Source organism: Corallococcus sp. AB045, from assembly GCF_003668895.1.
GTDB classification, from domain to species: Bacteria; Myxococcota; Myxococcia; order Myxococcales; family Myxococcaceae; genus Corallococcus; species Corallococcus coralloides.
The window spans coordinates 25,243-40,015 of the sequence record NZ_RAWN01000021.1 but is presented as its reverse complement, the minus strand read 5'-3'; the positions used below and the strand labels follow the sequence as shown (position 1 = coordinate 40,015).

Here is a 14,773-nt window from a genome sequence, read left to right as displayed (position 1 = left end):
GTCGTCCCGGGAGGTGCAAGCTTCCAACTCCTTCCATCAGGCGAACCGATACCACCAGGGGTGGTCACGGAAGCGTCTAACGTCACGTTCCATCTCAAGGGGATGGGTATTGACGTCTTCAAGGTGTCCCTCGCTGTTGATGGCATGGAGTTGGAGCGCGTGGCGCTCTCCAACACCCATGTGCGGTGGCGCTGGCCCGTCGGATTCCATGCAGGGACCGTCGAACTCACGCTCGGCGGCCTGACTGCCTCTCCTTTGGTGGTGGAGGTTCTCACCGACCCGAGCGTCGCAAAGCTCACGCGCGCGCAGTTCGCCCAGATGGTGGGCGACATCCTTTCCGACACCTTGTCGCTCGCCGCGTTGACGGGCCACCGCGTAGGCATTGCCCGAGGGGACAGGCCCCTGGAATTCGCTCGGTTCGAGTTCCTTCGTCAGTGCTTCAACCGTATTGAGGCAGCCGTCGAGGACATCAATCGCAAGCCCTGGCTTCGCCTGGAGCGTGAGACGCGTAGCGTGCCGCTGGGTCGTGCAGGTGGCGTCACACCCTACGCACTGACGCGAGCCTCGCGCTCCATGCGACGTCTGACGGATGCGGAACTGGAACGCCTACCACCCGCGGCGCACCAGCTTGCCGTCCGGCTGAACCAGCATCTGCCGACAATGGTGAAGAAGACATCGGGACGGTTCGACGCCCGGAGGAGGGAGCACGCAGACATTCTCATGGTGCTGGGAATGTGGACCAAGTTCCTCCAGCATGTGGCCCGGCAGTTGGACAGTGCCATGAGGGATGCAGCAGATGCTGGTCGCATCGCACTGATCGCGCGCCATGCACGGCAGATGGGACGCAGGGTGGAGCGGATGACACGCCTGCCCCTCTTCGAGGGCGTGGCGCCCTCACACGGGACTGTTGCTCCCTCACATCTCTTCCGTCGCGTGCCGGCCTACCGCCGCTTCTATCGGGCGTACCGGGACTTTCTGGCTGGACTCTCGGATGTGACCGGCAGCTTTGCGAAGGTGCCTTTGCGGCGCACGTTCGACCTGTACGAACTCTGGTGCTTCCTGCGCCTCGCCCGGGCAGCCGCCCTGCACGCGGGCTCTGAGGCTTCCTGGCGCGAAGCCATTGTCGAACGTACCGAGCATGGTGGGCTGGTGCTGCAGTTGGAGGGTAAGCCGCTCCGTTTCGGAGCCTTCACGCTCATCTTCCAACCCCTCTACCGCGAGATGTGGCGCAGGGCGGGGCCGTCGGTGGGCTCATTCAGTCGCCCGATGCGCCCGGACATCGCTATCGAAACCTCACCGATCAGCCAGGGAAGCGCGAGGCCCATCGTTGTCCTGGATGCCAAGTACCGGGTGGAAGGGGGACTCAGTGATGCGGTTAGCTCCATCCACACCTACCGCGATTCCCTCGTGGAACAGCTTGAGGCGGGCAGGCCACAGCACCACCAACGCACGGTGCAGGCCGCCTTCTTGCTGACGCCGCAACTGCGCGCTGAAGCAGAAGGCGATTGGCAAGATGATGAAGCTCCCGAGGTGTTCTTCCGGGAAGGGTACCGGGAGGCTTTCCGGTTCGGTGCGGTGTCGATGCGTCCAGGCATGTCTGTCGAGCAGTGCCGTGAATTCCTGGAGAGACTGCTCTCCACCTGTCAGACCTGATCGAGTCGCATCTTCCCGAGGGCCTCAGCAACACTGACCCGTGGAGCGAAGAGCGGAGTGACCTAAGCCGCCTGGTGTAGCCCCCCTGAAGAGTCGGACAGGCTCGATCGGCTAAAAGCGAGTCTGACGATGGAGAAGAAGCTTCAAGAGGGCGCCTCGGAAGGGCGCGAGCAGGGCAAGCGCCGCCGCCGGTATTCGGCGGAGGAGAAGCTGCGCCTGGTGGCCGAGAGCGAAGCCCCAGGCAGCAACGTTTCCCTGGTGGCCCGGAAGTACGGCATCAACGCCAGCCTGCTGTTTCGCTGGAGGCACCTGAAGGAGGCGGGAGGCGTGTCCGGACTGCAGGCCGGTGAGGCCGTGGGGCCCGAGTCCGAGGTGCAGGCGCTGAAGGCCCAGGTGCGCGAGCTGCAGCGCTTGCTGGGTAAGAAGACACAGGAGGCGGAAATCCTGCGGGACGCAGTGGAACTGGCGCGCGAAAAAAACTTCTGTCGCCCGCGGCCTTGTCGAGGCTGGGAGGCATCCTGTGAGTGGCGTGGCCCGGGCGCTGGGCGTGGCCCGCTCCACACTGCACCGTCCCCTCTCCCCGCGAGCCCCCCGCCGCCCCAATGCCCAAGCTGACGCCGAGGTGCTCGCGGGCCTCAAGGCCATCGTCGGGCAGCGGGCTACCTATGGCTACCGGCGGGCCTGCGCTGTCCTCAACCGGCAGCGCGGAGCCGAGGGAAAGCCCCCAGTCAACCCCAAGCGGGCGTACCGCCTCATGCGCGAGGGGCAACGGCTGCTCCAGCGACACTCGGGCAAGCCCATGCGCACCCATGACGGCAAGGTGGTGACGCTCAAGTCCAACCTGCGCTGGTGCAGCGACGGCTTCGAAATCCGCTGCTGGAATGGCGAGCGGGTGCAGGTGGCCTTCAGCCTCGACTGCTGTGACCGGGAGGTCATCGCCTTCCAGGCCTCCGCCGGGCATCCACCTCGCTCACCATCCAGGACTTGATGGCCGAGACGGTCGAGGCGCGCTTCGGGCCGGGCACCTCGAAGGTGTCGCACCCGGTGGAGTGGCTGTCCGACAACGGCCCCGTCTACACCGCGCACCCGACGCGCGAGTTCGGACGATCCCTGGGCCTCCTCGTCTGCACCACGCCAGCGTACTCACCGCAGAGCGACGGCATGGCGGAGTCCTTCGTGAAGACGTTCAAGCGAGACTACGTCTCCCTCAACGAACTGCCCTGCGCCGCCCACGTCCTCGCGCAATTGCCTGCCTGGTTCGACGACTACAACCGCTGTCACCCGCACCGTGTGCTCAAGATGAAGTCACCCCGCGAATTCCGTACTGCAAACTCTCAACCCTGAGCTGTCCGATTTGACGGGGGCAACTCCACTCGGTGGAGGCCCTCCGGGACAAGACTCGCGCTTGGGCGCGCGACGCAAACCTCCACCGCGCTCCCATTCGCTGGGCCTTCACCCTGGCCAAGGCCCGCCGCACCTTCCACTACCAACCGGAGGACTTCATCCGGGACGAGGACTAGCAGCGCAACGCGCCAGGGGCCGGCAGCCACCTCAGACGCGCTTCTCCCAGCGGGGCGTGTCGTCGTCCACCGGCGTATTCGCGACCTTGGACACCCAGTCCAGCGTCCCCTGCAACGGCGCCCGGCCGTAGGCCTTCGCCGGGATGAACGCCCAGAGCAGCAGGTAGAGCGCCGCGCTCATTCCCGCGGACGCGAACAGCATCAGCACGAACGCCACCCGCACCAGCGAAACGTCCACGCCCAGCTCGCGCGCCAGCGCCGAGCAGACGCCCAGCAGCGCCCGCCCCTCGCCCCGGTGCATCGGCACCGTCCGCGCACGGCAGTGCGGGCAGCGCTGCGCCTCCCCGGACAGCTCCTTCGAACAGGCCCTGCAGCGTGTCGTGACGTCCATGAGGTGACCTCCCAGTCAGGCCCCCGCTTGGCACGATGGGGGTCCCATACCTACCTACGGACCCCACCGCCCGCGATTGCGTCCGCCCCCCAATGTCGTGATTCCGGGGGTTTCTGTCCGGCTGCGTCAGTGGATTTACAGATTTAATCCAGGCGATGTTGACAGCCTTACAGGCAAGCAGCTTCTAATTCACCAAGACTTCCCTTACCTAGACGGCAGGGACATCTTTCAGCCCGTTGGACCGCTTTTACAACGCATCTCGTCAGGAGCCGACATGGACGCGCGCACCTCCCAGACCCCCCCGGCTTTCGGCCCCGGCGTGACCGTGGAGGGCGACTGGCACCCGGATTACGCGGAGGTGCTGACGCAGGAGGCCATGGCCTTCGTGGCGAAGCTGGTCCGCACCTTCGGTGAACGGCGGGAAGCACTGCTGGAGCGGCGCAAGAAGGTGGCGCAGGGCTGGCGCAAGGGTGAGCGCCCCCACTTCCTCCCGGAGACGGCGGACATCCGGAAGGGTGACTGGACCGTGTCTCCGGTGCCCGCGGACCTGCAGGACCGGCGCGTGGAGATCACCGGTCCGGTGGACCGCAAGATGATCATCAACGCGCTCAACTCCGGCGCCAGCGTCTTCATGGCGGACTTCGAGGACGCCAACAGCCCCACCTGGGACAACGTGGTGCGCGGCCAGCTGAACCTGCGCGACGCCGTGCGCAAGTCCATCTCCTTCACGGCGGAGAACGGGAAGCACTACGCGCTGAATGAGAAGCACGCCGTGCTCTTCGTGCGCCCGCGCGGCTGGCACCTGCCGGAGCGCCACGTGCGCATCGACGGCAAGCCCATCTCCGGCTCGCTCTTCGACTTCGGCCTGTTCTTCTTCCACAACGCGCGCGAACAGCTGAAGCGCGGCACGGGCCCCTACTTCTACCTGCCCAAGATGCAGAGCCACCTGGAGGCCCGGCTGTGGAACGACGTGTTCCACCTGGCCCAGAGCGAGCTGGGCATCCCGGGCGGCAGCATCAAGGCCACGGTCCTCATCGAGACGCTGCCCGCCGCGTTCGAGATGGACGAAATCCTCTACGAGCTGCGCGAGCACTCGGCCGGCCTCAACTGCGGCCGCTGGGACTACATCTTCAGCTTCATCAAGACGCTCCAGTCGGACGCGTCCGTGGTGCTGCCCGACCGCGGGCAGGTGACCATGGACAAGGGCTTCCTCAACGCCTACTCGCAGCTGCTCATCCAGACCTGTCACCGCCGCGGCGCGCACGCCATGGGCGGCATGGCCGCCTTCATCCCCATCAAGGGGGACACGGCCGCCAACGACGCGGTGATGGCCAAGGTCCGCGCGGACAAGCAGCGGGAGGCGAAGAACGGCCACGACGGCACCTGGGTGGCGCACCCCGGCCTGGTCCCCCTGGCCAAGGAGATCTTCGACGCGCAGATGCAGGGCGCGAACCAGGTGGCCAACAAGCGCGAGGACGTGCGCATCACCGAAGCGGACCTGCTCAAGGTGCCCTCCGGCACACGCACGGAGGAGGGCCTGCGCCACAACATCCGCGTGGGCATCCAGTACACCGCCGCGTGGCTGGGCGGCCTGGGCTGCGTGCCGCTCTACAACCTGATGGAGGACGCGGCCACGGCCGAAATCTCCCGCGCCCAGGTGTGGCAGTGGATCAACCACGAGGCCACGCTGGAGGACGGCCGAAAGGTGACGCCGGAGCTGTTCCGCAAGCTGCTCGCGGAGGAGATGGCGCAAATGGGCCGCGAGGGCGCCGTCGAGCGCTACGGCCAAGCGCACATGGAGAAGTCCCGCGCCCTCTTCGAGCAGCTGTCCACCGCGCCCGCCTTCGAGGACTTCCTCACGCTGCCGGCCTACGAGGCCCTCGACGCGCGGTCCTGACGCTTTTCCAGACGCAGCACCGAAGTCTTTCAACCCTTCACCGCAGTCCGAGGAGTCCTGGCATGTACGACGCGACGCCGACCACTTCCGATGCCTCCCCTCACGCGAAGCTCCATGCGCAGCGCTTCGAGGGAATCAAGCGCAACTACTCCGACAAGGACGTGGAGAAGCTGCGCGGCTCCATCCGCGTGAGCTACACGCTGGCGGAGCTGGGCGCCCGCCGCCTCTGGGAGCTGCTCCACACGGACGAGTACATCAACGCGCTGGGCGCCCTCACCGGCAACCAGGCCGTGCAGATGGTGCGCGCGGGCCTCAAGGCCATCTACCTGTCCGGCTGGCAGGTCGCCGCGGACGCGAACAACGCCGGCCAGATGTACCCGGACCAGAGCCTCTACCCGGCGGACTCCGTCCCCTCCGTGGTGAAGAAGATCAACAACGCCCTGCGCCGCGCGGACCAGATCGACCACGCGGAAGGCCGCAAGGACCGCTACTGGTTCGCGCCCATCATCGCGGACGCGGAGGCCGGCTTCGGCGGTCCGCTCAACGCCTATGAGCTGATGAAGGGGATGATCGAAGCGGGCGCCGCGGGCGTGCACTTCGAGGACCAGCTGGCCAGCGAGAAGAAGTGCGGCCACATGGGCGGCAAGGTGCTGGTGCCCACCAGCCACTTCGTGCGCACGCTGACCGCGGCGCGCCTGGCGGCGGACGTGATGGGCGTGCCCACGCTGCTCGTGGCCCGCACGGACGCGGACAGCGCCAAGCTGCTCATGAGCGACGCGGACGAGTACGACCACGCCTTCATCGACAAGGCGGCGGGCCGCACGGGCGAGGGCTTCTACCGCATCAAGGGCGGCCTGGAGTGCGCCATCGCGCGCGGCCTGGCCTACGCGCCGTACGCGGACCTGGTGTGGTGCGAGACCAGCACCCCGGACCTGGCGCAGGCCAAGGCCTTCGCCGAGGGCATCCGCAAGCAGTTCCCCAACAAGATGCTCGCGTACAACTGCTCGCCGTCCTTCAACTGGAAGAAGAACCTGGACGACAGCACCATCGCGAAGTTCCAGCGTGAGCTGGGCGCCATGGGCTACAAGTTCCAGTTCGTCACCCTGGCGGGCTTCCACGCGCTGAACTTCTCCATGTACGAGCTGGCCCGTCAGTACAAGGACCGCGGCATGGCGGCCTACAGCGAGATGCAGCAGTCGGAGTTCGGCGCGGAGAAGCACGGCTACACCGCCACGCGCCACCAGCGCGAGGTGGGCACCGGCTACTTCGACCAGGTCGCCGAGGTCATCTCCGGCGGCAGCGCCAGCACCCTGGCCCTGCACGAGTCCACCGAGGCCCACCAGTTCTAGGCCCGGCGGATCATCCCGGGGCTCGGACGCCCTGAAAAGGCACGGAAGGCCGCGGCGTCCCAGGGGAAATTCCCTGGGATTTCGCGGCCTTCGCCGTTCGCGCGGCGAAAGAGGCAACTTACCCAGGGCTGGGGCGATAATGGAGAGAACGAACTTGAAGCCCCACAGGCACGCCTCCGCGTGTGCCGCGCAGACCGGGGCCTTTTGACGGGAGCCGCCATGAATCGCATCACGTCTCTCTCCGGTCCTCGGGTGCAGCCGGCCACGACGAACAACGCCTCCTCCGTGTCGGGCAGCCGCTTCGGCTCGCTGATGTCGGGCGCGGCCTCGCAGCCGAAGATGGGCGCGCAGGTGACGGGCGGGTCGGTGGTGGCGTCGGCGCTGGCGCAGATGGGGGCCACGCCGCACGGCGGGCTGGTGAACGCCTACACCGCGGGCGCCACCCCCATGCAGGCGAATCAGACCCAGCAGCAGGCCGCGGCCTCGCAGACGGGCGCGGAGCCCAAGAGCGAGGAGATGCAGGCCATCGAGGACCTGGCCACCATGTCCGCGGTGTCCATGTCCCAGTCCATCCTGCACATGGGCGGAATGAAGCTGACCCTGGACCGCGAGTAGTCCCCGCGCCCCAGGGCCGTCCTTCACAGCATCGGCTTCACGCGAGCCCTGGGGGAGACCTCAGGGCTTTTTCTTGTCGCTGTCGTCGCTGTACTGGTCGCGGATGCCGTCGTGCCGGTGCCGCGTGTCCTTCCAGGGCTTGTCCACGTCGGTGCGCTGTCCGCCGTTCTGCCCGGTGATGTCGTTGAGCTCCTCGGCGCGCCCTTCGGCGGGCACCCGGTCACCGTGCTCTTCCGGGTCCTTCTGCTTGCTGGGGTCCAGCGGGATGCCGGCGCTCTTCTTGAGGTATTCGTCCTTGGGGTCCATGCCGTCATTCCTCCCTTGAGCCCTCAAGGTGGTGACGGAGTGCCGTACCGGGAGCGGCCGGGCGGCCCGGGGGACGCTTCCTCAGTTGAGGTACTTCGGCCTCGCCGGAGCCGTGGGGGCCGCCGGTGCCTGGGCCTTCATCATCTCCAGGCCCTGGCGGGTGAGGACGAAGCGGACGACGCCGGAGCCGCGCTCGGTCTCGATTTCGGCCTCGAAGGCGGGCCCGGCGATGCCGCCCAGGGACACGTCCTTGCGCAGGTTGTTCACGCGGCCGGAGAGCAGATCGCCGGCCACCTCCCGCGAGCCCTCGCCGCGCGTGTACAGCTCGAAGGCGGCCTCGTGCAGCGTCATGGCCAGCGCCGGGGTAAGGGGCTGGGAGCTGAAGAGCACGGAGATGAGGAGCCAGTAGGGCGTCTGTTCAGCCATCGCGGAGCGCAGTGTAACGCCCGCGGCTAGCGGGCGCGCGGCTGTCTGCGAGCGGCGATGGCTTCCGCGAGCACACCCTGCGCCCTCCAGTGGCCATACAGGCGGCCCTGGGACGCGAGGAAGTCCAGGCGCTGGCGGGTGCGTTCGTCCAGGCGGCCGGGGGCCGCGTCGCGGTAGGGCGTGCCGGGCAGCGGCATGAAGGTGTGGCCGTGCACGCGGGCGCCCAGGTCGGACAGCCGCTGCATGAGGTCCAGCGTGGCGTCCACGTCCGCGGGCTCCTCGCCGGGCAGGCCCAGGATGAAGTCCACGTTGGGCACGAAGCCGCCCTCCACCGCGAGCCGAGCGGCGCGCACCACGGTCTCCACGTCGTGGCCACGCCGGGTGGCCTGGAGGATGCGCTCGGAGCCGGACTGGCCTCCGATGATGAGGTTGTCGTTGGCCACATAGCGCTTGAGCAGGGCCAGGGACTCCGGCGTGACGTGCTCCGGGCGCACCTCCGAGGGGAAGGTGCCGTAGTAGATGCGCCCGTCCGGGGCCATGGCCTCCGTCACGGCGGCGAGCAGTTCCTCCACGGCGGCCAGGTTCACGGTCTCGTCGGGGGTGCCGTAGGACAGGGACGTGGGGGTGATGAAGCGCAGGTCGCGCCGTCCCGCGCGGCGCAGTTCGCGGGCCCAGTGGGCGATGTTGGCCACGGTGCGGTGCCGGAAGCGCGCCTTGGACATGAAGGGCGTCTGGCAGAAGCGGCAGGCGTAGATGCAGCCGCGGGTGATCTCGATGGCGCCGAACTTCACGTGCTTCGCGGCGAACGGGGGGAAGTCGTCCAGGCGCACGCCCTCGCCGTGGCCGTGCTGCACGAGCTTGCCGTCCTTCAGGTGCGCGGTGCCGTGCGTGGTGCGCGGGTCCTCGCCCTTGAGGACGCGGGCCAGCAGGGCGCGCAGGGTGTGTTCGCCCTCGCCCACGGCGACGAGGTCGAAGCCGGCCTGGAGCGTCTGGAGTGTTTCGGCGGTGGCGTGCACGCCGCCCGCGATGCAGAGGACGCCGCGGCCCTCCAGCCGTTCGCGCACCCAGGTCAGCTCCTCCACGGAGGGACCGAAGCTGGCGGAGTAGAAGGACCACGCGGCGACGACGGTGTCGCCCGCGTCCGAGCGTTCGCGCACGGTGGTCAGCAGGTCCTCGCGGTTGCGAGGGAAGTGCAGTGACACATCCGCGAGCGCGGGGTCCGCCTCCACGGCGCCGGCGAGCACGGTGAAGGCGTACTTGCCGGGGTACTGGTAGCTCAGGACGAGCGAGACCTTGCGAGGCGTCTGCGACATGACGACCGCGGATGATGCCACAGCGCGGTCAGAGGAAGCGGCGCTCCCACTGGCGGACCTCGGCTTCGGTGAAGAAGCCCCATTCCCCCCGGTGCGCGTAGAGCCACGGTTCCAACACGCGAGCCAGCTCGCGGTACGCGGGCAGCGTGTCACCGGCCTCCAGGTCCCCGGCTTCGGGAACCGGGCCCAGGGACACCACTGCGCGGTCCGGGGACAGGGATTCGACCTGGGTTGAAGGTGAGTGCAACCGGGAGCGAAGTGCTTCCGCGCCGCCCAGTTCGTTCAGGACCGGTGGTCCCAGGAAGTTGAGCCACGCGGGGGGACGGAGCTTCGTGCCCAGATACAGGGCGAGTCTGTTCAGCCGGTGCACCAGATCGAAGCCCGGGTGACGCCGGGTCACTTCATGGAGGCGCGGCGTGATCGCCTGGGTCCAGGCATGGGCTTCGAGCGACAGTCCCGCGTGCCCCGAGTTCCACGGCAGTTCGCTCCCCAGGTCGATGGCCAGTGCGCGGATCCACTCCGGCCCGCGTTCGTCCAAGAACTCGGTGGGCAGCCGGAACTCCAGGCAACAGGTGTTCTCAGGGTACGTGTCGTGGAAGTTGGGCGCCGTGGTGCCACGGCCTTCGTACTTGAAGCAGATGCCGGTCGCGGAGTGATACAGCTCGTGCACCTCGGCTGCGCCGAAAACAGACTCAACCATCCGGGACCGAAGAACCACTTCTCCCTTCGCATCAAGCCGTGGCCTATCCCCCGTGTAGATATCCAGGTACGCGTCGAACTGGCGTGGCTCGATGGCCTTTCGATAACGCTCGAAGGCACGCCAGACCGCCGAAGCGATCTCCTCGTGAGGAGCCCGCACGTAGTACGCAATGCTGAGACCCTCTCGAAGCAGGACCACGTTATTGCCCTCGATATCGAGGGTCTCACGGACTCTCGGGACTCGCGTGACCATCACCTGACTCCGTAGTTGGGAGACACTGTCTTCAGCATCAGGTCATTCCCCAGAAGATCCCTGTACACCTCATCCTGCCACCGACCCGCGTAAGGGCTTCCTGGCGGGTATGGAGACCAGGCGGCGGGGCTATCCACCGGGCACGGGAACTTGAAGTCATAGACCCGCTGAATTTGAAGCGGGTTCCCCAAGGCGTGCAGCACCACATCCGGCGCGATGGTCCCCGTCAGTAGGAAGAACTGTCCTGCGGCCAGCCAGCGCGCCACCTCCTCCGGATCCAACCAACGCGTCCGGCCCGTCTTCGCATCACGAAGGTAGCGCGGCTCCAGGCTGAACCGTCCCGCATCCGTGGCGCCCAGTGCCTCCTGCACGCACGCCAGTGCCGCCTCGTGCTTCGCGTTCCCCAACTGCACGGCCCGCGTCGTCTCTCGGCCGTTCGCGTCCACAACCCGCTCCTCGCAAATCTCTCGAGTCGCCCACCGCCCGGGCCCCAACATCCGTTCGTTCACGTCGAAGTTCGCCCGCTTCGCGCACTCCACCAGCACGCGCTCCACGCGGGCCACCTCCGCCGCTTCCCACAGGCGCATCACCGCCGCGGCCTGACCTGCCCGGGCCGCCGCGCGGGTCAGCCACGGCAGGATGGCGTCCTGCCCCACCTGCGACGCACACGCCGGATTGCGCAGGCACCCCGCGGTCGCGGAGTCCATCGCGAGCTGGGAGTAGCTCCGGGGCCTGCGCACCGCCGGGCCCGCGCACGCGGTCCACAGCAGGAGGCAGCACAGCCACCACATCCATCGGGGAGGAGTCATTCCGCGCCTCCTCGCATGGAAGCGCGGACTCCTTCAACCCACCTCCCGCCCCGGACGCACCGGAGCGGGAGGGACCTTCATCGACCCGCGCTTCAGTTCCGGCGACGGCGCGCCCGCATCAGGCCCAGCAGGCCCAGCAGCGAGAACGCGGCCAGCGACCCACCGCTCGCGGAGCAGCCGCCCTGGAAGTTCGCGTCGCCTTCACCCTCATCCAGCGGAGCCGGCTTCACGCCCGTGTTCGTGCCCGCGTCCACGGTCGTGCCCGCGTCCACCACGGGAGCCGGATCCTGCGGCGAGCCTGCGTCCACCACGGGGTCCGGATCCACCGGACTGCCCGCGTCGAACACCGGGTCCGGGTCCTGCGGCGAGCCCGCGTCCACGGTCGTGCCCGCGTCCACCGGCGTGCCCGCGTCCACCACGGGGTCCGGGTCGGGCTGCACCACCGGGAACACGTCCTCGCGCTTCGTCGCCTGCATCATGCCGTCGTGGTAGACGACGCCCACCGGCTTGATGGTGTCCGCCCGGTACAGGCCCAGCTTCAGGTAGTTGTTCTGGCCAGAGAACATCGTCTTGGCCTGGGTCTTCTTCAGCACCTGGACGCCGTTGTGCCACAGCTCCACGTAGCCCACGGACGCGTCCGGGGACCACTTCACGTGGAAGATGAACTCTTGCCACGCGCCACGCTTGAGCGCCGTGCTCCACACCGTGCCGCTGTCGTTCAGCGTCAGGCGGATGAGCTCGCCCTTCACGAAGAACTCAATCGGCGGCGACCCGCAGCACCCGTCGTGGTGCCACTGCGTGAAGAGCTGCCACGCGTCCACGCTGGGGAAGTCGTTCGCGAACATCACCTTCCAGCGGTACCAGTACTCCGAACCCACCTTCTCGTTGCTCAGATAGACGAGCTCGTTGCGGTTGCCGCTGGAGTTGATGGGATCATCGCCCTGCTTCACCGTGGCCTTGAGGGCGTACTTTCCTTCCGACACCGGACTCGTCACCACCTGGAGCCGGTCCGAGCTCACCATCTGTTCCTTGCTGTATTGGGAACGGTTTCCCGTCTCGAAATCGCCCCGCCAGACGATTTCCGCCGCAGCGAGGCTCGGGAGCAGACACGCCACGAGCCAGAGGTGCAGTGCTTTCAATGCTGAATCCTTGGGGAGGGGGAAGTGCCGATGCTTTGACGGCAAAGCTTTGACAGACACTACCCCAAACCATTCCCTCACTTCATTCCCCCGCCAAACCATTCCAAGACGCCTGACAACACAGCATGCAACCAGGCAGGCCCCCACCTGGATTGAGACATGTTTCACGTCGGGGCCGGGCCGCCCGCACCCACCGAGCGGACGGCGGAGCGATGTCCTGAACGCAACGCGTCATTGACAGGGGAGCATCCAGGGGGCTGACGGGACGGGGGCGTGGTGTAAGGTCACGGGCCCTTCCGGCGCTCCCTTCCCGGGGCGCTCATCCGTGTGCCCCATGCTCGTACTGCGAGACGTCCAGAAAACCGATTTGCCCGGCCTGAAGCGTCTTGCCGCGGTGCTGAACACGGTCAACCTGCCGAACAACGAAGAGACGCTCGAGGCCATCATCGACAAGTCGGTGAAGAGCTTCGCCGGCAAGGTGAAGGACCCGTTCGAGCGCGAGTACCTCTTCGTACTGGAGGACGTGCGCAACAACCTCATCATCGGCACGTCGATGATCATCGCCCAGCACGGCACGTACGACGCGCCGCACATCTACTATGAGGTGAGCGAGCGCGAGCACTACTCCGCCTCGCTGGAGCGGCACCTGCGGCACAAGGTGCTGTCCATCGCGTACAACTACGAGGGCCCCACGGAGATTGGCGGCCTGGTGGTGGACCCGCCCTACCGCGCGACGCCGGACAAGCCCGGCAAGCAGCTGTCCTTCGTGCGCTTCCTCTTCATCTCCATGCACCGGCGGCTGTTCCGGCCGCGCGTGCTGGCGGAGCTGCTGCCGCCGCTGCTCCCCGACGGGCGCAGCCTGCTGTGGGAAGCCTGCGGCAAGAAGTTCACCGGGCTCACCTACCTGGAGGCCGACCGGCTGAGCCGCCAGAACAAGGAGTTCATCAAGGAGCTGTTCCCCGCGTCGGACATCTACGCGTCGCTGTTCCCGGACCGCGTGCAGAAGGTGCTGGGCGAAGTGGGCCCGGCCACGCGCGGCGTGCAGCGGATGCTGGAGCGGGTGGGCTTCCGGTACGTGGAGCGCATCGACCCGTTCGACGGCGGACCGCACTTCGAAGCGAATACGGAGGACATCTCCCTGGTGCGCCGCTACCGCACGATGAAGCTGGCGGAAGAGGACTTCGAATTGGTGGGAGACGACGTGCTGGTCGCCGCCGAGCGCGAATCCGGCCGCAACCGCTTCCGCTCCGTGCGCTGCCAGGCCCGGCTGGACAACACCGTCATCCACCTGCCCGCTCGCGCCAAGGAGATTCTGGAAGTGAAGCCCGGCGCGAAGCTGTCTGTCATTCCGTTCGAGTAGCGCGCACCACGCGGAAGTCTCCGCGCAGGAGCGACAGCCAGCGCGCCCCGGCCTCCAGCGCGGGGCCTTCCGGCGGCACCAACGCCAGCGCCAGGTGCGTGTCCGGGCGCACGGGGTCCAGGGACGTGGGATCCAAATCCAACGTCCCGCCACCCCGCAGCGCCACCCGCACCCAGGCGTGCGGCCGGGCGGGGCCGCCATCCACCACCAACAGCCCGTGCACCAACCCCACCCGCTGGCCGCGCGCGCGAGCCAGGGACGCGTAGCGCAGGGCGTGCGCCAGGCAGCCTCCGGCTTCACCCTCCCCTCCCGCGCGCCAGTCCGCCGCGGAGGGCCCCTTGTCCGGGAAGGCCGCGTGCACCTTCGCGGACAGGGCCCGCGCCTCCGCGGGCGTCCACTCCGTCATCTCCGGCAGCCGGGTGGGGACCGTGGCCGAGGCAGCCCGTGACGGCCCTCCGGGAACGAGCCTCAGCGCGCCCTCCGTGCCGCCCTCCACGGGCACCCCTTCCGCGAAGAGCTCCGGCGGTGCACGCAGCCGCTCTCCGGGAGCCGCCAGGGTGAAGCGGGAGTCGCCCACCTCCAGCGCCTGGAGTTGTCCCTTTTCGTCGTAGCGGGCGCGGAAGCGTGCGCCCAGCATCGTGCCCTCCGCGCTCGTCGGGCCCCTCGCCGTAACGCAGTGGGGGCCCTCCTGGCCGGACAGCTCCTCGCGGCCCTTCACGCAGCCCTCGGGGGGTGGGCCCCGCCACAGCCACAGCCCCTGGGGCACCGCGTCCGCGCCCGTCACGCGCCCTGCCGCGTCCACCCGCAGGGTCACCTCCCGCACGCGCTCGCCCGCGTGGCCGTCGCGCACGTGCAGGTGCCGGCTGGTGTACGTGAACCGCCCCGCGTCCAGGGACAGCCCCACCGTGCCCACCGGCACGCCACGCCACGCGAACACGAACCGGGCCGAACTTCCGGCCCTGGCGGCCTTGGCGCCCGTGCTGGCGGGGTTTACGGGGAGCGCCAGCATGGCGATGGCGAGCAGGGCCTTCATGTCCCATGAA

Annotated in this window: 13 protein-coding genes and 1 pseudogene; 6 read left to right on the top strand and 8 right to left on the bottom strand. The window is 68.0% G+C overall.

Features of this window, described 5'->3' with window-relative positions; all coding sequences use genetic code 11:
• The first annotated feature begins 102 nt into the window (after window positions 1-102).
• Window positions 103-1,653, top strand: a complete 1,551-nt coding sequence (locus D7Y21_RS07615; RefSeq protein WP_158627250.1) for a DUF2357 domain-containing protein — start codon at window positions 103-105, stop codon at window positions 1,651-1,653.
• Window positions 1,654-1,782: 129 nt separating this feature from the next.
• Window positions 1,783-3,011 (top strand): annotated as a pseudogene (locus D7Y21_RS07610) (IS3 family transposase).
• Window positions 3,012-3,204: 193 nt separating this feature from the next.
• Here the strand turns inward: D7Y21_RS07610 and D7Y21_RS07605 are convergent.
• Complete coding sequence (locus tag D7Y21_RS07605; protein ID WP_014399816.1) at window positions 3,205-3,564, bottom strand: PspC domain-containing protein; 360 nt, start codon at window positions 3,562-3,564, stop codon at window positions 3,205-3,207.
• A 274-nt stretch (window positions 3,565-3,838) separates the two neighbouring features.
• On the opposite strand from D7Y21_RS07605, the gene aceB reads away from it, so the two are divergent.
• The 3 genes from aceB (at window position 3,839) to D7Y21_RS07590 (ending at window position 7,425) form a co-directional block, all read left to right on the top strand.
• Window positions 3,839-5,461 carry a malate synthase A gene (gene aceB / locus D7Y21_RS07600; RefSeq protein ID WP_121712187.1) on the top strand — a complete coding sequence of 541 codons (1,623 nt, stop codon included), beginning with the start codon at window positions 3,839-3,841 and terminating at the stop codon, window positions 5,459-5,461.
• A gap of 62 nt (window positions 5,462-5,523) precedes the next feature.
• Window positions 5,524-6,810, top strand: coding sequence for an isocitrate lyase (gene aceA, locus D7Y21_RS07595; RefSeq protein WP_120561304.1), 1,287 nt, complete (start codon window positions 5,524-5,526; stop codon window positions 6,808-6,810).
• 219 nt (window positions 6,811-7,029) lie between these two features.
• Entirely contained in the window at window positions 7,030-7,425 is a 396-nt protein-coding gene (locus D7Y21_RS07590) for a hypothetical protein (protein WP_147443081.1), read from the top strand.
• Window positions 7,426-7,485: 60 nt separating this feature from the next.
• Here D7Y21_RS07590 and D7Y21_RS07585 read toward each other — a convergent pair whose 3' ends face one another.
• The 6 genes from D7Y21_RS07585 to D7Y21_RS07560 all read right to left on the bottom strand — a co-directional run bounded on the left by D7Y21_RS07585 (window position 7,486) and on the right by D7Y21_RS07560 (window position 12,370).
• The gene (locus D7Y21_RS07585) at window positions 7,486-7,731 is read right to left on the bottom strand and encodes a hypothetical protein (RefSeq protein WP_120561302.1); all 246 of its coding nucleotides are present in this window, start codon (window positions 7,729-7,731) and stop codon (window positions 7,486-7,488) included.
• A gap of 81 nt (window positions 7,732-7,812) precedes the next feature.
• Entirely contained in the window at window positions 7,813-8,157 is a 345-nt protein-coding gene (locus tag D7Y21_RS07580; protein ID WP_120561301.1) for a hypothetical protein, read from the bottom strand.
• Between the two features lie 26 nt (window positions 8,158-8,183).
• Complete coding sequence (locus D7Y21_RS07575; RefSeq protein ID WP_120561300.1) at window positions 8,184-9,470, bottom strand: TIGR04013 family B12-binding domain/radical SAM domain-containing protein; 1,287 nt, start codon at window positions 9,468-9,470, stop codon at window positions 8,184-8,186.
• A 28-nt stretch (window positions 9,471-9,498) separates the two neighbouring features.
• Entirely contained in the window at window positions 9,499-10,422 is a 924-nt protein-coding gene (locus tag D7Y21_RS07570) for a type VI immunity family protein (protein WP_120561299.1), read from the bottom strand.
• Window positions 10,422-11,231, bottom strand: a complete 810-nt coding sequence (locus tag D7Y21_RS07565; protein ID WP_121712185.1) for a hypothetical protein — start codon at window positions 11,229-11,231, stop codon at window positions 10,422-10,424. The genes D7Y21_RS07570 and D7Y21_RS07565 overlap by 1 nt, the downstream gene beginning before the upstream one ends.
• Window positions 11,232-11,323: 92 nt before the next feature.
• Window positions 11,324-12,370 (bottom strand): polysaccharide lyase, encoded by a 1,047-nt coding sequence (locus D7Y21_RS07560; RefSeq protein ID WP_121712183.1) that lies wholly within the window; start codon window positions 12,368-12,370, stop codon window positions 11,324-11,326.
• Between the two features lie 334 nt (window positions 12,371-12,704).
• On the opposite strand from D7Y21_RS07560, the gene D7Y21_RS07555 reads away from it, so the two are divergent.
• The gene (locus D7Y21_RS07555) at window positions 12,705-13,730 is read left to right on the top strand and encodes an arginine N-succinyltransferase (RefSeq protein WP_120561296.1); all 1,026 of its coding nucleotides are present in this window, start codon (window positions 12,705-12,707) and stop codon (window positions 13,728-13,730) included.
• Here D7Y21_RS07555 and D7Y21_RS07550 read toward each other — a convergent pair.
• Entirely contained in the window at window positions 13,714-14,763 is a 1,050-nt protein-coding gene (locus tag D7Y21_RS07550; protein ID WP_121712181.1) for a lasso peptide biosynthesis protein, read from the bottom strand. The genes D7Y21_RS07555 and D7Y21_RS07550 overlap by 17 nt on opposite strands.
• Window positions 14,764-14,773 lie beyond the last annotated feature (10 nt).